The sequence below is a fragment of the Janthinobacterium aquaticum genome, assembly GCF_009208565.1.
Classification (GTDB): domain Bacteria; phylum Pseudomonadota; class Gammaproteobacteria; order Burkholderiales; family Burkholderiaceae_D; genus Janthinobacterium.
In genome coordinates, this window is record NZ_WFLK01000008.1 from 213,729 (window position 1) to 231,437 (window position 17,709).

Below are 17,709 nucleotides of genomic sequence, written 5' to 3' on the forward strand. Positions count from 1 at the left end.
TTTTGCATAACAATATTCTTGCTGCGCATAAGGGGCTTGAATTAAATTGGCGCCTTGCTGAACGTCGGCGTCATCAGACATCTGAAGATGCGGCCTGGAACGCTGTCACCTCGAATCGTGGCGGCAGAGCAGAGCCAATGATGCCGGGAGTGGGGACACATCCGCTCGCGCAGACGCACCAGAAAAGTGCAAAAAAGAAGACGCGCCGCAAAGAACATGCCGGAGACAGTTTGCTAGACAGATTTCGCGATTCTTTTTTATAACCTCTGGAAAACATCATGATCAAAATGTCCAAGATGCACAAGCGTCTGTGCGCCAAAAGCGCCGCCATGCTGGCGTTGTCAGCAGCCCTGCCAATTGGCTCGGCTTACGCTGACGAGGCTGCCGCTGCCGCCGACACGGCGCCTGCGGCCAGCCAATTGGAAACCGTGACCGTTACCGCACAGCGCCGCAAGGAAAATATCCGTGACGTGCCTGTGTCCGTGTCGTCGCTGACGCCGCAAAAGCTGGACGTCATCGTCTCCGGCGGCCAGGACATCCGCATGCTGGCCGGCAAAGTGCCGAGCCTGAACGTGGAGTCGTCGAACGGCCGCACCTTTCCGCGCTTTTACATCCGCGGCTACGGCAATACCGACTTCAATATTTTTGCATCGCAACCTGTCTCGCTGATCTACGACGACGTGGTCCAGGAAAATCCGATCCTGAAGGGCTATCCGATTTTTGACGTGGCCAACGTGGAAGTATTGCGCGGCCCGCAAGGCACGCTGTTCGGCCGCAACACGCCAGCCGGCGTGGTCAAGTTCGAGTCGGCCAAGCCGAACCTGGACAAGGTCGAAGGCTATTACAGCGGCTCGATCGCTACCCATAACACCGTCAACGTCGAAGGCGCTGTCAACGTGCCGTTGAGCAAAGAGTGGGCAATGCGCGTATCGACCCTGCGCCAGCACCGCGACGACTATGTCGACAACACCTTTACCGGCCAGAAAGATGCGCTGGACGGCTACAACGAACACGCCGAACGCGTGCAAGTGCTGTACGCCCCGAACACCACCTTCAATGCACTGTTCAACGTGCATCAGCGTAGCACCGCCGGCAGCGCGCGCGTGTTCTACGCCAACATGATCAAGCAAGGCACCAACGACATCGTCGACGGCTTCGATCCGAACAAATCGAACACCAACGCGCCGAACTTCCAGCATCTGCAAACCAACGGTGCCAGCGCCCGCCTGAGCTGGGACCTGGACGGCGTGAAACTGTACTCGATCACCGGCTTCGAGCGCGTCGGCAGCTATCTGTCGCACGGCGATATCGACGGCGGCGCACCGAATGGTCCTGGCGTCATTCCGTTCCAGGTTGAAACGGCCGGCGGCATTACCAGCGTGAAACAGTACTCGCAAGAATTCCGCGCCGAGTCGAAAAACGCCGGTCCGATGAACTGGCAAGCAGGCGTGTACTACTTCAACGAAGACGCCAACGGTTTCTCCGACACCTTCGACACCACTACCCACGTGCTGGCGTCGCACCTGGCCAGCCGCCAGAAAAACAGCGCCTGGGCAACTTTTGCTTCGGCAAACTATGCGGTCAATGACGCCTTCATGGTGCGCGCCGGCATCCGCTACACCAAGGACAAGAAAGACTTCGATACGGTGCAGGCCGACCGCGTCGTGCAGGTCAATCCGACCAGCGCCGATGTCAGCAAATCGAAGGTCAACTGGGATCTGAGCGGTACCTACAAGTACACCAAGGACGTGAGCTTCTACGGCCGTGTTGCAACCGGTTTCCGTGCTCCAAGTATTGCACCAGCCAGCACCAGCGTGCCAGTCACGGTCGCCGATGCCGAAACCATCACGTCCTATGAAGCTGGCGTCAAGGCCGACCTGTTCGACCGTCGCGCCCGCGTGGCCTTCAGCGTGTATGACTACCAGGTCAAGAACCAGCAACTGACGGTGGTCGGTGGCACCTCGAACGTGACGCGCCTGATCAATGCCGCCAAGACTAACGGCCGCGGCGCTGAACTGGAGCTGGAAGGTTTCGTGACGCCAAGCTTGAAACTGTCGCTGGGCGGCAGCTACAACTTTACCGAAATCAAGGATCCTAGCCTGTCGATCGCCACCTGCAACCCGCTGCGTTGCACCGTGACCGATCCGAAGAATGCTGCCGGCAACGCCATTATCGATGGCAATCCGCTGCCGCAAGCACCGAAGTGGACCGTGATGGCCAATGGCCGTTATTCGATCCCGATGGAAAACGGCGAGTTCTACGTCTACAGCGACTGGACCTACCGCAGCGACATCAACTTCTTCCTGTATGAAGCCAAGGAGTTCACCGGCAAGGCGATGGTCGAAGGCGGCCTGCGCGTCGGTTACATCTGGAACGATGGCAAGTATGAAGTGGCTGCATTCGGCCGCAACATTACCGATACCAAGCGCATTACCGGCGCCATCGACTTCAACAACCGTACCGGCTTTATCAACGAGCCACGCCAGTTCGGCGTCCAGTTCAAGGGCAACTTCTAAGCCCGTTTGCAGGTGCCGGCCCTGGTGGCTGGCGCCTGATTCGAACCCGCTGCCGGCATTGCGCCGCAGCGGGTTTTTTTATGCGCGCGCAGGCAAGCGCGACAGCAATTGCGCCCAGGCCGGCACGGCCGCGCGCCAGAAGGCCTCGATATTGCTGGCGCTCACATCCAGGCCCAGAAAGCGCGCAGCAGGTAGCAACGCCTGTTGCAGCAAGGTTGAAGGCGCCGCGCCGGTGTCAAAAGCTGCGGCCCCCGTTTGTTTGGACAGCTTCTCGCCCGATTCGTTCACTACCATCGGCACATGCATGAAGCGCGGGGGCGGCAAGCCCAGCACATCTTGCAGATACAACTGGCGTGGCGTGGAGTCGAGCAGGTCGGCGCCGCGCACCACATCGGTGACGCCTTGCTCGGCATCATCAACCACCACCGCCAGCTGATAGGCCCAGAAACCGTCGCCGCGCAGCACCACAAAGTCGCCCACGTCGCGCCCCAGGTCCTGCTGCTGCCAGCCTTGCCAGCGGTCATCAAAACCAAGCACGCCAGCAGACGCATCGGGGACCCGCAAGCGCCACGCACGCGCCTCCTTACCCGCCGCCAGGCCATGCCGGCACGTGCCCGGATACACCGCCACGCCATGCCCGGCAACGCCGGCACGCAGATTCGAATCAGCAATCTCCTTGCGCGAGCAGCCGCATGGATACACCAGCCCCGCCTGCTGCAACTGCTGCAGCGCCGCCTCGTACAGCGGCAGCCGGCGGCTCTGCCACGTCGCCTCGCCATCCCACTGCATGCCGCAACGCTGCAAACTGGCCAGTATCGACGCATCAGCACCTTCGACATTGCGGTCGTAATCGAGATCTTCAATGCGCAGCAGCCAAGCGCCATGGTGCACTTTTGCATCCAGATAACTGGCCATGGCGGCCACGAGGGAGCCCATGTGCAATGGGCCTGAAGGGGAGGGGGCGAAGCGGCCGGTGTAGGGAGTGGGGCTGATGGTCATGCGACGGATTAATGGTTTTCTTACGGACGCTGAATAATAACTGAAATTTTTTGATCATCAACGATGCTTTAAATGCAAGTGCCCGTAATCATGTTTCATAGATACATACCTTGTTACCCATGGGGTCTTGTATCGTTAAAAAGCTTGCATAAGGCGCTTCTACATAATTAATAAAATATTTGCTTCCACTTAGTTGTTCTTTTATCGCATCTATGTTATCAGTTGGAATGGTAAATAAATATCTGGACCCACCAGGGGATCCAATATTGTTCTTTTCAATTTCATTTTGTGGGTAGGAAAATTCAACTTCAAGATTTTTTGCTATCTTGTGAATAAGGACATTTCTGTTGGTGGCAAAGTTTTTATTATATTTAAATTTCTCTTCAAAGTTAAAATTTTTGATATAAAATTCTTTTGCTTGATCTGGATTTAAGGAGATAATCGTTATGTAAATATTTCTATCCATAGTATTTATTTTAATTTAATTAATGGCCTCATGTTTTATTCTTGAATAAAAGTCATGTAGTGCTTTTTCCAGTTCAAGAGTAAATTAGTATGAATATTTAAATTTATTTTTGTATTTTAGAATGAATTTATTTCTAATTTATGTGATTATATTTTGTATTGTAAAATTAATGTTGATAAGCAAGTTTTAATGTCATAAAAGATTTTGATTGTAAAATCTAAAAAATAAAAAATTATTTCGCTTTGAGTGTATTCAATATTTTTTGGTGTAGATGACTTTATAATTAATCTGGCAATCTTTATATTTTTTATTGTGCGAATAGGTATTTTTTCTTCATTTATAAAATTTATAAAAATATATTTTATTTTTCCATTCTCTTTTTCAATAAAAATATTTTCAATAAAAAAATCTCTGTAATAATTACCTACTGCCCCGCTGTATTTTTCGAAATTTCCTTTTTTTTCCTTTTTGAAATTTTCCACATTGAATGAATTGCATATTGATAAAAATTTAATTTTTTGAATTTTTAATATTTTATTTTCAATACATAATACTTTTTTCATAATTTATTTTGATTTTAAACTGTACCTTGATTCAATTTTTTATTTTTTAGAATGGTCAATAAAAATTTTCGTTCCGCCTCTTGAAGCATATCTCTCATTTCTAGAGGTTGCGCTCACTGCCACACAAATGCTATCTCTAACAGTATCTTCTGAGCTATTTTTTGCGTATCTAGTTAATTATCAAAAATTCTATATCGTTTAAGATTTCCGTTATTTCCTCATTGCAATAATGGGGGTCATTTAACAACCTCCATTTTGTTCCTTTAATATTTTTGTTTTCTTTTTTAAACCCTTTTCTCAGTTTTACAACTATGCTTCCATTTTGTGGCCAATTAGAACTATTTATGCTTATGATTGAGTTTCCAGATTTTAATTCCTCTAGCAATATGCACAATAAATTGTAAGGAAGCTTTTTAATTTCTGCCACCCATGGTGAATTTTTTGTTTCATTATTTTCAATGCCGCTTATAATTTTTTTGTTTTCTAAATTTATATTTTTTTCATTTTCAGGTTGAGCCGGTATGAAATCATATAAAGGATTTATCAAGCTTCCATTGTTTTTCCATTGGTTTTTTTTCATTTTAAATATTTCTCTTTTTTCCTGGTGTGAGTTTTCCGATATCTGTTGGTGACACATAGTACTGTGTAGCGCCACCCGCCCCGAATTGCTTATTTGCCAGCGCTGCGCCTTTTGCAACACAAATATCTTCATTTACCCGGTAAGCTTGCACTTGTGTTCTCATCGCTCTTGGGTTGCCATTACTATCTTTTCCTGCTGTAACCTGTGTTAAATCATGATACCGGACTACGTTTCCTGCTGCTTTTATCAACGTATGATTAGTTACTCCGAAACCCGGAGCGCTACCTGGTGTGAGTGAGTATAATATTGTTCCTTTTTTTAATACCATATTTTTATACGAGTCTACAAACGCATAGGGATTGTTGGGATAATTAGACGTTCCTTGCATTGCCATGGCCTCTAAATCCGGCCTTTTTCCTATGCATGGATTACACGGCGAATTTTTAGGACATTTTTGGCTTAGACCTAACGGATCCACCCATGATGTGGGAGCTGGGCAATACGCATAATTATTGATTCCGCCCAGTAATCCAATAGGGTCTTGAGAGAAAAATATTGCGCAATTGGCGTCATAATATCTATATCTATTATAAAATATTCCTGTTTCTATATCTTCATATTGCCCTTGAAACCGAAGCGGTTGAAAAATACGATTTTCTTCGATTTCAGATATTGTCCCCCACGCGCTGTAGCGAGCTTTCCAAATCATTTCTCCCTGCTTGTTGACCACTTCATGCGGAGTGCCAAGATGATCGCAGTTGTAGTAAAGAATTTGGTCTTGCTTAGTTTTTTGGCTTGTTCTCTTCTCAATGCTTTGTAACGCTAATAGGTGGACCGCTGCACTACTCATTTCTTCAGTAAACTTAGCCGCCTGCAATTTGACGTTCGATTGTTTGATTGGTAAATCCCAAGCTCCTTGGTGTGATAGATGAAGAGTTTGTTGAGTACCATGGTAGCCACCTTCCGAAGCGATCCGAGCTATTGGCACAAAGCTATCTGGTTCGTAGATATACGAGACCGTGCCATGCAACGTAAGTTCCTGTGCTAATACGTCGCCATCCCATACAAAGAGCGTTGTAATGGTGCTGTTGTTGATAGGCGGATCGGTAGCAATATCCTGACGATTCCCCCATTGCTCCACAGCTACACGCTTGGCAATACGTCGGCTGAAGGCATCGTAAAAGTACTGCGCGTGATGCCGTGTGCGACCTTCTTTCCGGGTAGCGAAGCTGATACGGTTCTCAGCGTCATATTCAAGCTGCAAGTCGCTCCAGCTCGCTTCGCGGCCGGGTGGCTGGACGCGTTTGCGAATGGTGTTGCCTTGCTCGTCGTAGTCGTAACGGATATCGCCGTACTGTTCGAGCCGGTCGCCCTTGACGGCGGAGAGCGTGCCATCGCTGGCGGGGGCGACCATATTGCCAGCCGGATCGAAGGCAAACCGCTCCACCAGTCCGGGCTGGATTGCCGACAGCAGTTGTCCTATCGGGTCATACGTATAGTGCAGATTGCCGAGCGGGCCAGTCGGTGTATTGCCGGTCTGGATGATGGTGACGAGGTTGCCGACTGCGTCGTAGTCGAAGCGGCGTTCGCGCAGTGGCGATGGGGCATCGGGGTCGCGTGCCAGTGTCATGCGCGCCAGCCGCTGCTGGCGGTCGTACTGGCGGGTGGCAATCAGGCCGCTGTTGCCCAGGCGGCGCAGCTTTTCGCGGTGCAGGCTGTCTCGTTCGACGTCGACCACCGTGCGGCCATGCCACAGCACGCCGTGCCAGTGGCCGGCGCCGTAACGCAGGATGTCGATGCGGCGGCCATTGGGTAGCACGGTCTGGATACGGTTGCCCAGTTCATCATAGGCGTGCGTCATAATGAAGCTGGCATCGGGCTGGCGCGGCGCGTTGGGCATGCGGCCGGGGGCTGGCAGCGTTTGCAGGAAGCAGGCGCTGCGCTCTTCAATCAACTGGCCGCGCGCATCGTGCAGGTAGCGCTGCTCGGCTTGCGGCGACGATACGGCAATCAGCCGGCTCAGGCAGTCATAGGCGTAGCGCGTGATGCCGTCGGCGGTGGTCTTGGCGACCAGGCGTTTTAATGCATCGTGCACGAGCTCGGTACGCTGGCTGCCGCTCTGGCTGGCGCTCAGGTTGCCGGCCTGGTCGTAACTGTATTCGGTCAGCTTGCCGTCAAAGCCGGTTTCCGACGCCAGCCAGCCTTCGGCGTGATAGGTCAGCATGTAGCTCTCGCCCTTGGCATTGATCAGCTCGACCAGCTGCAGCGCGCCGTCATAGCGATAGCGCAGGACCTGGCCGATGGCGTCCGTGCGTTGCACCGGCAAGCCCTGGCCGTTGTATTGATAGCGCGTGGCGTGTCCTGCGGCGTCGAGATGCGTCAGCAAATTGCCGTCGGCATCGTATTCAAACTGCTCGCCAGCGCCGTCGCCACCCTTGATGCCGGTCAGGCGGCCGAGGACGTCGTAGGCATAGTGCGTGACGTGCTCCTGCGCATCGAATACCGCGCTGAGCCGTCCTTGCCGGTCGTAGTGGTAGCGGCTACTGTAGCCCGAGCAATCGGTATGGCGTACCAGTTGCCCCTTGCCGTTGTATTGCAGATGTTGGTGACCACCTTTCGCATCGATGACTTCGATCAACTGGCCCTGTGCATCATAACGATAACTGGTGGTGTGGCCGAGCACATCGGTTTGCGTCAGCAGGCGACCGCTGTCGTCATAGCCGCGGCGGCTGCCATGCCCCAGCGCGTCCGTGATCAGAATCGGCTGGTTGTGCTCGCCGTAGTCGATGCTGTAGCGGTTGCCCAGCGCATCGACACTGCTGACCAGGTTGCCTTGCTGGTCGTAGGCATGGCGGGTGGCGGCGCCATTGGCATCGATCTCGGCCAGCAGCATGCCGTCGCGGTCCCATTCGCGCCGACCCAGCGACGTCGCACCGGCGCCGTCATTGATGTCATTGATACGGCGCACATCGGTCGCCAGCCAGTTGGCATCAAAGGTGTACTCGAGCACGCCGCCGTTCTCGGACACACGGGTAGTGTCAGGGTCGATATAGTCGATGCGGGTCAGTTCGCTGCCGTCGAGTGCGCGGGTAAGGGTGGCGCGTGCCTGGTAGCTGTTGTCGAGCGTGATTGGATAGCGTTGGTCGTGCGCCAGTCCACGCCAGCTGGCGCGCAGGGCATCCAGGCTGATCCATTCCAGGGCATAGACAAAACCGGTATGGCTGCTGCACGCTGTCAGCAGATGGTGCTGGTAGCTATAGCTGCGGCTGTCGCCAGCCAGATTGCTCTGGCGCACCAGGTTATAACGGCGTGGCTCAGGCACGGGCGTTGTGGCAGTTTCGCTGGCGTAGTCGTAGCGCACATGGCACAGCCGGCTGCCATCGTCACCAAGTTCTTCGATGCGTTCGATGCGTGGCGCCTCGCCAGCTTGCTGCTCGCCGCAGATGGCTTCGAGCACGCTGCCGTCATCGCTGCGCAGGCGCAGCACGGGCGTGCCTGGCAAGGCATCGGGCAGGTAATCGATACTGACGCCATAACCGTCGCGCTGTTCAAAGCGCACCAGCACAAAGCGCTCGGCGAGCACTGGCGCGGCAGGCGCCAGCATGGCGTTGACGCCATTGAAACCGTGCGGCAGGCAGCTGTGGCCGGCACGGCTGAAACGCTCGCGGCTGCCGTCGCGCCACAGCAGTGTAAAGCTGTCCTGATCGTCGCGCTGCAGGGTAAAGCCTTCCTTGCGGCTGTCAAACACGGCGCCCGGCGCCAGCGCCGGCAGGCGCAGCGCGCGGCCGGTATCGTCGTGGTAGAGCGTGCCTTGTTCGCATACCGATAGGGTGGTGGTGTAGGGCGTGGCCCAGCGCGCGCCCAGCAGGCCCCAGTCGCCGCACTCCGAGCCGGAGCGGTAGCAGCGTGTCCAGACGATGGGCAGGCCGCGCGCACTGTTACGCTCCAGCGAAAAGTCGGTCTGGTACAGCACTTCCTGGCCGGTGCCGAAATGCACGGGTTTGCGTCCCTTGACCGGTTTTCCGGCCGGGCCGCTATCTTTCGGACAGCAGTCCGACGGCGGCTCGGACTTGGGTTCCTTTTTGCCGCGGCTTTTGCCGTCGTCGCCACCGGATTTGGGAGGGGGGAGATCAGACTTTTTTGCAGAAACTCTTTTTGCCGGAATGCTGTCTCTTATGCGTTTGATTTCTGGAGCAATTTTTTTGCTGACAAATTTCCCCAGCCCCGGAATTTTTCGAAAAACATAGGATTCAGCGGCACCTTCCAGCATATCAATACCAAGATCGTATGCTGTGCGGCGTAAATCACGCGCTTCTCCTGCAAGAACGTAGTCAGCTGTATGATCCAGTACAGTAGCGCTGTTTTCCATGATTACACCAGCGGTGATCAATGTACCACCTGCCGTTGCGCCGGTTGCAGCGGCGGATACAAGTGCTGGCGCGATTGGCAATGCAGTTAAACCCGTAATGGCTGCTCCTACAGCCAATCCTGCGCTACCGAGCAGGGCTTTCTCACCGCTATCGAGCATTTCATCGGCCGCGTAATGCATGGTCTTCGATCCACCATGTTTGTAATCTTGCGCTGCCTGAAGGATCAAGGAGTCGAGTTCTTTCAATATCGGCTGCGCCGCCTCCCCGCCGCGCTCGTAAATTTTTCCAACGGTATTGCGCGCATTCATCCAGACCTGGCGGCCAACCTGCACCAGGTCGGCGCCATTGGCGTGATGCCTGTTGCTGGCCTCCAGCGTATCGACCTGCTTGCCCACGGTGCCGCTCTTGATGCCGCCGGCCTTGCCTGGTGCGTCGCCGCTGACGGTGGGAATAGTGCTGCGCTGATGCAAGATAACTGGCTCGCCATGCGACCTGACGTTGGGCGAGGCGTTTTTTGCATCGGCAAATTCACCGGTGATGTTGTAGGGCAGGGGCGGCGTGCCCGATCCGACCGGCGTCTTGCAGATATCGGGCGTCAGGCTGACGCAATAAAAGCGCGATGATCTGGTGACGGTTTCATTGCTCATGGTGCGGCCGCCTCGGCGGCTTCAGCCGCTTCAGCCGCTTCAGCCAAGGCGTCCTGCGCCTGTTCCAGCAGCGCCACGCGCGCCATCTGTTCGGGCTGCTGCACATGCATCAGCTGCGTCGCGACCTGGCCGGCGTTGGCAGGGATCAGCGCGCGCCAGACCAGTTCGACGCTGGCGGTTTCGGGATCGATCAATAAGGTGTCGATGGCCAGCCGCAGCACCAGCAGCTGGTTGTTCTGGTCGGCCAGCAGCAGAAACACGATCTGCTCGGGCAGTACAAAGCGCAGCACGGTATTGCCCAAGTGATCGGCGCGTGCCGATGGGTGATCATGGCGGCACAGATTGGTCAGGGTAAATTCTTCCAGGCCCGCCAGATGCGCACATTGCTGGTCGGCCGGGGCGCAATTCCAATAGGCAAAGTCGAAGTCTTCCGGCAGGCGCGGTACCTCGTCGGCTTGCCAGTTGTTCTTCTCGACAAACTGGCCGGCCAGGGCGCGGCGCGGTTGCCAACCGCGTCCTAGCGGCGCCAGGCCGGCCGGCGCTGGCAGGTCCTTGCCGGAGGCGCCTTGCCAGAAGTGTTTGGCGGTCATGGGGCGTCCCTGGTAGATCACGCGCGGTGCGGGAACTTTTTCCAGCTTGTGCGCGTCCAAATACCAGTGGCGCGTAAAGCCGCGTCCCAATGGGTTGGTGTCGCAGTGCGCATGTTGGGCTTGTGCCTTGCCGTCACCGCCTGGGGCCGCTTCAAGGCGGCATTCACCGCCGCTGGCATAGGCGTAATGCAAAGGCAGTTGCAGGAATGTTTCTGGCTGGCTCAAACGCCAGGGGTTGGGGCGCAGCGTGCCCAGCGTTGCCATGCGGGCGCAGCTCTGGGCCAGCCGGGTGGGGATGGGTTTTTTGATGAAGTGGCGTTCACCGCACACTTGCAGCGTTTTATTGACCAGCGTTTGCCTGTTTTTGCGCAGGTGCAGATTGACCAGAAAATTCGGCAGCGCCTGGCCGCGTGGCGCATGCGCGGTGGCGTTGACGATCACATCGCAGCGCGGTTTGTAGGGAGCAAAGTCGCTTTCTTGCAGCGTGCCCGCTTGCGTATCGCCGTCCAGCGTATCGCCATCCAGGTGCAGGTCGTCGGTTGCCAGCGGAACGGCAACGCTAGTGGGCAGCAGGCTGGCCCTGCCATCGGCGCCGCATGGTCCCAGGCGGTAGCCGATGCGTGCCACCACCACATGAAAGGCGCTGTCGAACTGATCGAGCATATCGAACTGGGTGGCGGCAAACGGTGTGCGGTTGTCAAACAGCAGATTGGGAATCTGCAAGGAGGTCAGGTCGGCTGCGGCCATGGTTGTCCTCAGCCCGGGTTGTTGTCGATATCGTCGCCGTGCAGCTGCACCTTGCTCCTGCCGCGAATAATGATTTCGTCGGCGCACAGCTCGATGCGGCCAGGCGTGATGGTGATGCTGGAACTGCCTACCGTGACCGTATGCGAATCGCCGGCATTGAGCGCGCTGTCGGCGCCCACCAGCACCGTCTTGCTCAGGCCGACCTGCTCAGTTTGTGTCATGGCCACGGTGGTGTTCATGGCGCCCATCACCGTGGTCTGGTAGGCCGCGCCGATAGTCAGCGTCTTGGTCAGTGCGATCGATTCTTCCTTGGCCAGCAGCACGCGCTCGGAGCGGGCGCCGTCGATCTGTACCTGTTCATTGCCATGCACATGCTCGCGCCGATTGCCGCCAATATCGATCTGTTCGTTGTGATCGACCCGCTCCTTGCGGTGGCGGCGTACGGTAATGGTTTCATCCTGGCCCACCGTTTCGGTGCGGTTGCGCTTAACCTCGACGGTCTCGTCGCGGGCTATGGTTTTGCGGCGGTCGTTGCCGACCCAGTGCGATTCATCGTGCTCGACTTCCATGCGCTGGTCTTTCTCGGCATGCAGCCACAACTCCTCACAGCCCTTCCTGTCCTCGAAGCGCAAGGCGTTGGCGTGGGTGGCGTCGCCTTTCCTGGAAGAGCGACTGAGCATGCCGCTTTGCGTCTTTCTTGTTAGCCGGCAAATCCCACGGCGGCATATTGCGCGCGTTATATACGCAGCCGGTAATGATGGGCATGGAAACGTTGCCGTCCAAAAACTGCACGACCACTTCCATGCCGATGCGCGGCAGGCTGATATGGCCGAAATTGGCGCCGGCCCAGCTCGACACTACGCGTATCCACGGCGAACTCTGGTCGTCGAACTTGCCCAGCCGATCCCAGTGAAACTGCACTTTCACGCGGCCATAACCATCGGTATGGATTTCCTCGCCGGGCGGTCCGACCACGATGGCCGTTTGCACGCCGTAAATTTTCGGCTCCCTGCTGTGAAAGTTGCGTCCCGGCCGCCAGGCAATGCTGCGCTCGATGCAACTGAAACTGTTGCTGTAGTGCGAGCTGGCCTGGCGGCCCTGATGGTAGTTATTGCTGGCAAAGTGGCGCACCGACACGATCAGGTATTCGGTGGCGGCGATGCCGGCAAAATGTCCGCTGAGCGTAAACCAGCGACCCGGCTGCGCCGTGCGGTCGTTGCCCTGCGCTTCGAATTGCTGCGCTCTGGCGTCGCGCTCTTCCATGCGACGCAGGGCGAGCGCTTCGCCATCGTCCAGATGCCGGAAACCATAGCTGCCGGTGTTTTCGTACACTTCCAGTGGCGGCACCGCGCCCTGGCGGTTCAGGCTGTCGCTGCTGGCGCGGGCGCCGCGTGGATGCTTGAAGTTGAAACTGGCCAGCGTCATCTGCGCTGGCGCCAGGCGCCGCATGCCGCTCCACTGGTGCACGCCGTCATCTTCCTGGCTACCGCCATGGTGCTGGAAGGGCATGCTGTCGAGTTCGCCATCAATCGGCGGACCCAGCGTGCTGTCATCCGACAGGTAAAGCGTATGGCCGTCGCGCCGATGTTCGTAGCGGTAATGCCAGCCCAGTTGCTCCCAATGCCGGTGCAGGAGGTTATGGTCGCTTTCGTTATGCTGGCAGATATAGGTGATGGCGGGGTCGGCGCCGCTGGCGCCAAGTCGGTAGTCGCGCATCAGATAGTCTTCCAGCACAGCATCGGTCAACGCAGCAATATTCAGGCCGTGAAAAGCCTTGTTGTTTTGCCGCAGGCGCAAATGGGCCAGCCATGGTTCGAGCACCATTTCATAGTAGGCAAAGCCGCCGTCGGCGCGCAGCAGGCGGAACTCGAAAACATGGCCGTTGAAGTAGCGCAAGCTACCGTCTTCGCGCACCAGTTCGATGCTGACCATCTTGCCCATCACGCTTTCCAGCGCCACGGCAGCGTTGTCGGACAGCACTTCGACGATATAGCAAAAGTCGCATGACAGGCTTTCGGCCGCGTCCAGCGTATTGGCCAGCAGCGTCGCGTCGGCGGGGGCATCGTTGTGCGGGAAGTGCAGGCGCAGCAGGCGGTCGCCCTGCATGTCCTGTACCAGGCTGGCCAGGGTTGCCCAGGCCGGGTTGGCATCCTGAAACGCATTCATGCTGACATCGCCTCCTCGGGTAATTGGTGCGCAGGCAGAACGATCACTGTAGAGTTGGCAAGCTCAAGCGTATTGAGCCGGCGCAACGCTCAGCTCAGTCAGGCAGCGCCGGCATCAGTTGCAGGCAGTAATGCATGTCATCGCGCTCACCGGTATGGGCTGGCGGGCAAAGAAAAGTGTTATAGCCCAGGCCGCTCTCAGGCAGCCGGCCCAGCGTGACGCCGCGCACGGCGCCGGCGTCCAGCACGAGTTCGATCCGGTACTGCAGCAAGGGCTGGCCAAACAGCTTGAGCAGTTGTGCCAGTTGCACGCTGTCATTGGTGCGCGGCAGGAATTGGGCATGCTGCGCGGCGTTGAGCGGACCGATGCGCACGGTGACGGCCAGGTCGGGACGCAGGCAGCGCTCTCCCAGCGTGGCGCGCTGGCCCAGCAGCGCGTTGGCGCCGCCCAGCGCCGTCTGTTCGCGTGGCGCCAGTACCAGCATGGCGCCGGTGGCCTCGAGCACCGTAACGGGCACGCCGAAATGATCGGCCAGGATGCGCGCCATCACCGTGGCCGATAGTTGGCGCTGCTGCAGCAGGCCGCTGTACAGGCCGATAACCGATGGCGCGATATCTAGAGCAGGGCAGGGGTGATGGCCGGCCAGCGCCAGCAGCTGGGGCAGGAATTGCTGTTGCGCCTGGCCTTGCTCGATCCGGTATTTTTCCCAGGCCTGGTAAAACAGCGTCAGCGCGCGGCTGGAAAACAGGTCGAGAAAGGCGCGTGGCGCTGCGTCATCCAGGCTGGTCTGATGGTGGGCAATGCGTTCCGAGTAATGGCTGGGCAAGGCGCCGTGATTGCCAAGAAAACCCATAAAGGTCGGGGTGATCCGGAACCGCAACTGGTCGGGGTTTGCAAGGCTGCCTTCGACGCTGATCGCTTCGATCTGGCTGGCCGGAAAGGCGGGCGAGACGCTGTTGACGAAGCGCACGCTGCGCGTCAGCGCGGTCTCGGTCGGCACGCCTTGCTGGTGCAGCCAGCCCAGCAGCAGGCGTACGGCCTGGCGCCAGCAATACTGCTGCGGCGTGGCCAGCAACTGGCCGATTACGCGGTGCTGGCGTAGCGGGCCGGACATTGAACGAGTTCCTCGCCGCTGCGCTGCGACACCAGCGTCAGGCGGCTAAAGCAGTTGAGCTGGTTGTTCATCGCGAAATAGCGCTGGAACACTTGCGCAAACACGGCCAGGCTGCTGCCGGCAAAAGCCTGTTCGTCGAGCGTCATGCGGATGGCGATGCCGGGCATCAGCGTGGGAAACGGCGCGCCCGCCATCCAGTCGCGCGTGCTGCCGTGCGCCAGGCCCGTGATGCCTTCGATCAGGCGCTGGGTGGTGGCCGAGCAGGGCAGATCGTACAGGCTCAGCATCTTTTGAAATTCGCCCAGTTCGGCTTGTGTCAGGCCCGAATAGTTGAGCGACAAATGCGAGATCAGCCGCCAGTGCGCGTGCTTGCCCGCTTGCTGGCGATAGCTGGGCGTGGGTTTGCGCAGAAAGCGGATCGGCAAGCCGTCGGGTACGTCTTCGGCTTGCAGGTCGCCTTGCGGCTGGCCATACGGCAATTGCGTGGGCAGGTCGCGGTTGCTGCACAGCAGTTGCGTTGCAATGGTGACGGCGCCGTCATCGGCCGCGCGCTGGTCCAGGCGCTGGCGCCATGGCGGGTCGATCAGGCACAGCCGCGTTTCATGGCCGGGGCTGACTGCGGCGACCTGCTGATCGCGCCGCGCCAGCCAGTAGTTGCCAGACTGTTGGCCACCCTGTTCATGGCGCGCGCCGTGCAGCGCCGAATACAGTGGCAGGAACGTGCTCAAGCGTTCGCCTTGCGCATCGCGGTGCAGCACGCTGACGCTTTCGATACTGTGGATCTCGTAGGCCGGTGCGTGGCTGGCATCGGCAATCAGGGCGTGATCGGCCTCGGTGTCGGTATAGCGGATCGGCACGCCGGTCTTGTGAAACAGATTGATGACCGGCGTGCAGCCTTGCAGCAGATTGCCAGGGCTGGCCATGGCGAGCAGACGCGCCGCATGGCTGTCGCTGCGCACGCCGCGCAGCAACAGGTGCAGCGTGAACCGGCGGCATTGCAGGGGCAATCGCGCTGCGATCTGCGGCCATAGCAGGTCGATAAAATAAAATTTATCGGGGAAGGCAAAGTATTCGCTCAGCAGGCGCAGGGCCGGGTGCGAACGCGCGCAAAACGGCAGCAGCGCGTCGCTCTCGTCATAGCCGGCCGGCGCCAGCACCGCGCCGTCGAGCGCCTGCCAGGGAGCGCCGGGTTCGGTGGCGATATAAGCGCCGCTCGCGTGCAGGACCAGGGCATCGAACAGCACCGCGCGCAGCGACGGTTCGCCATCGACAAACAGGCGCAGGCGCTGCAGCGCCAGTTGCGACAGGTCGGCATGGGCGCTGCTGGCGGCAAAGCTGATGCTGAGCACGGCGCTGGCGTCCGGCGGCAGGGGCAAGGCTGGCGGCGCATCGGCCGTGGCGCCCAGGCGCAGTTGCGTAATGGCCAGCGGCGCCAGCGTGACGTCATGGGTGCTGGTGAATTTGCAGGCCACGCCCTGCACCGGAGGCGAACGCAGCACGGTGCCGCGCGCGATCGTGCGCACCTGGTCGTCGGCCGGTGCATCGTCCTGCCCGATACGGACGATGGCGCAGCACGGAAACGGGCGCAGGAAATGCGGATACAGCGTTTCAAGCAGCGACTCGGTCAGTTGCGGGTAGTCGTCGTCGAGCCGCTTGGCGACCCTGGCTGTCAGCAGGGCAAACGACTGGATCAGGCGCTCGACATGCGGGTCTTCGCAGGTCTCGCCGGCGATGTGCAAACGTCCGGCCACTTTCGGATAGCGATGGGCGAACTCGCGCGTGTACTGGCGAAACAGGCCCAGCTCACGTTCGTAATACGGCAGCAGATGTTCCACGGTCGCGCTTTCGGCCAGCTGTAAAGTTGCATGCTGGCATTAAGCTTGACCGTGGATATTGATTTTATACAACCTATCAGAAATGATATTCAGCGCGCACCATCGGCGTTTTCGCCGTCTGCCCCTGGTTGCCGGTGGTGGCGGCCGAGTTGCCGAATTTGTTTTTCCAGTACTGGTATTCGAGGCCCAAGCGGAAAGTGTTCTTGGCGTTGCCCAGTGCGGCGCCCACATCAAACATGACCTGCATGTCGATATTGGTTTCGACGGCGGTCGGGCGACCCACTTCGTCCTTGCCTTTCGAGTCGATCAGGTTGAAAAAGCCTTCAAAGGAAAACAGCGGCGACAGCGGAATGCCCCAGGCGCCGGTCAGCATGGCGTGGGTCTTGTAAGTATAGCGGCCGCGCACGTCGGAGATCGGCGGGAAGGCGCCGCTCGGGGCATTGCTTTCGCGCAGCAACAGCAGGCTGGTGTTGAAAAAGCCGGGCACATCCCACATCAGGGTCGGGCCGGCGACGAGCATGCGCTTGCGCGAGTTGTAGCCGACGTCGTTCTTGGTATTGACATCGAAACCGAGCGTCACGCCCACGCCGCGCACCGGACCGAACGCGATGTCGCTGCCGCGCACCTTGCCGATATCGATGGTGTTGCGATACACCAGATACGCTTCCTGAGCGCCCGAAGTCTTGCCCAGCGCGCCAGGGTCCTTGCTGTCGGACATCAGGAAATCGAGATTGACGAAATTGCTGCCGTATTTGTAGCCGCTGGCATGGGTGATGGCGAAAATATTTTTCTTGATGTCGTCCGGATTGAACGGTTCGCGGTAGTCGTTGCCGGCGCGCCAGCTCAGCGCCGTATCGCTCCATTCGGCTGCCTGGGCAGTGCCTGCCACGCCGCTGGCGGCAAGCAAGGCGGTGGCAAAAAGGCAAGGCAGCAGGGCGATTATTGGTTTTTTCACGTAGGACTCCGGATGGCGGCAAAAATTGACGATTGAGGAAAATTGCAGCAATGATGTGTGGCGATGCGCAACGATGGACGCCGTTGCAAGCATCATGCGAGAAAGCAGTCAGCCCTTGATATGTTTTATATGCATACTTGGTATCATTTCTTGAATATAAT

Annotated in this window: 12 protein-coding genes; 1 reads left to right on the forward strand and 11 read right to left on the reverse strand. The window is 57.5% G+C overall.

Annotation, left to right across the window (positions count from 1 at the left end; genetic code table 11):
* The first annotated feature begins 278 nt into the window (after window positions 1-278).
* Window positions 279-2,516, forward strand: coding sequence for a TonB-dependent receptor (locus GCM43_RS14710; RefSeq protein WP_152245529.1), 2,238 nt, complete (start codon window positions 279-281; stop codon window positions 2,514-2,516).
* 78 nt (window positions 2,517-2,594) lie between these two features.
* Here GCM43_RS14710 and gluQRS read toward each other — a convergent pair whose 3' ends face one another.
* The 11 genes from gluQRS to GCM43_RS14760 form a co-directional block, all read right to left on the reverse strand.
* Entirely contained in the window at window positions 2,595-3,515 is a 921-nt protein-coding gene (gene gluQRS / locus GCM43_RS14715; RefSeq protein WP_152245531.1) for a tRNA glutamyl-Q(34) synthetase GluQRS, read from the reverse strand.
* An 88-nt stretch (window positions 3,516-3,603) separates the two neighbouring features.
* On the reverse strand, window positions 3,604-3,981 hold the full coding sequence (locus GCM43_RS14720) for a VOC family protein (protein WP_152245533.1): 378 nt from the start codon (window positions 3,979-3,981) through the stop codon (window positions 3,604-3,606).
* Window positions 3,982-4,127: 146 nt separating this feature from the next.
* On the reverse strand, window positions 4,128-4,544 hold the full coding sequence (locus GCM43_RS14725; protein WP_152245535.1) for a hypothetical protein: 417 nt from the start codon (window positions 4,542-4,544) through the stop codon (window positions 4,128-4,130).
* 169 nt (window positions 4,545-4,713) lie between these two features.
* Entirely contained in the window at window positions 4,714-5,124 is a 411-nt protein-coding gene (locus GCM43_RS14730; RefSeq protein WP_152245537.1) for a hypothetical protein, read from the reverse strand.
* A gap of 1 nt (window position 5,125) precedes the next feature.
* A complete protein-coding gene (locus tag GCM43_RS14735) occupies window positions 5,126-10,141 on the reverse strand; it encodes a PAAR-like domain-containing protein (protein WP_152245539.1) in 5,016 nt (1,671 codons plus the stop codon).
* Window positions 10,138-11,478 (reverse strand): DUF2169 family type VI secretion system accessory protein, encoded by a 1,341-nt coding sequence (locus tag GCM43_RS14740; protein WP_152245541.1) that lies wholly within the window; start codon window positions 11,476-11,478, stop codon window positions 10,138-10,140. The genes GCM43_RS14735 and GCM43_RS14740 overlap by 4 nt, the downstream gene beginning before the upstream one ends.
* Window positions 11,479-11,486: 8 nt before the next feature.
* A complete protein-coding gene (locus GCM43_RS26175; protein WP_226929495.1) occupies window positions 11,487-12,158 on the reverse strand; it encodes a bacteriophage T4 gp5 trimerisation domain-containing protein in 672 nt (223 codons plus the stop codon).
* Complete coding sequence (locus GCM43_RS14745; protein WP_226929496.1) at window positions 12,082-13,644, reverse strand: type VI secretion system Vgr family protein; 1,563 nt, start codon at window positions 13,642-13,644, stop codon at window positions 12,082-12,084. The genes GCM43_RS26175 and GCM43_RS14745 overlap by 77 nt, the downstream gene beginning before the upstream one ends.
* 94 nt (window positions 13,645-13,738) lie before the next feature.
* Entirely contained in the window at window positions 13,739-14,758 is a 1,020-nt protein-coding gene (gene tssG, locus GCM43_RS14750) for a type VI secretion system baseplate subunit TssG (protein WP_152245543.1), read from the reverse strand.
* Window positions 14,728-16,593, reverse strand: a complete 1,866-nt coding sequence (tssF, locus tag GCM43_RS14755; protein ID WP_226929497.1) for a type VI secretion system baseplate subunit TssF — start codon at window positions 16,591-16,593, stop codon at window positions 14,728-14,730. Before tssF ends, tssG begins: the two co-directional genes overlap by 31 nt.
* A gap of 76 nt (window positions 16,594-16,669) precedes the next feature.
* Window positions 16,670-17,482: an outer envelope protein gene (locus GCM43_RS14760; protein ID WP_226929500.1), complete on the reverse strand. Its 813-nt coding sequence runs from the start codon at window positions 17,480-17,482 to the stop codon at window positions 16,670-16,672.
* Between the last annotated feature and the right edge of the window lie 227 nt (window positions 17,483-17,709).

What these genes read in the sequence shown, in the direction of transcription:
- GCM43_RS14710 (WP_152245529.1), top strand. Translation starts at nt 279, where the DNA reads ATGATCAAAATGTCCAAGATGCACAAGCGTCTGTGCGCCAAAAGCGCC.
- gluQRS (WP_152245531.1), bottom strand. Translation starts at nt 3,515, where the DNA reads ATGACCATCAGCCCCACTCCCTACACCGGCCGCTTCGCCCCCTCCCCT.
- GCM43_RS14720 (WP_152245533.1), bottom strand. Translation starts at nt 3,981, where the DNA reads ATGGATAGAAATATTTACATAACGATTATCTCCTTAAATCCAGATCAA.
- GCM43_RS14725 (WP_152245535.1), bottom strand. Translation starts at nt 4,544, where the DNA reads ATGAAAAAAGTATTATGTATTGAAAATAAAATATTAAAAATTCAAAAA.
- GCM43_RS14730 (WP_152245537.1), bottom strand. Translation starts at nt 5,124, where the DNA reads ATGAAAAAAAACCAATGGAAAAACAATGGAAGCTTGATAAATCCTTTA.
- GCM43_RS14735 (WP_152245539.1), bottom strand. Translation starts at nt 10,141, where the DNA reads ATGAGCAATGAAACCGTCACCAGATCATCGCGCTTTTATTGCGTCAGC.
- GCM43_RS14740 (WP_152245541.1), bottom strand. Translation starts at nt 11,478, where the DNA reads ATGGCCGCAGCCGACCTGACCTCCTTGCAGATTCCCAATCTGCTGTTT.
- GCM43_RS26175 (WP_226929495.1), bottom strand. Translation starts at nt 12,158, where the DNA reads ATGCTCAGTCGCTCTTCCAGGAAAGGCGACGCCACCCACGCCAACGCC.
- GCM43_RS14745 (WP_226929496.1), bottom strand. Translation starts at nt 13,644, where the DNA reads ATGAATGCGTTTCAGGATGCCAACCCGGCCTGGGCAACCCTGGCCAGC.
- tssG (WP_152245543.1), bottom strand. Translation starts at nt 14,758, where the DNA reads ATGTCCGGCCCGCTACGCCAGCACCGCGTAATCGGCCAGTTGCTGGCC.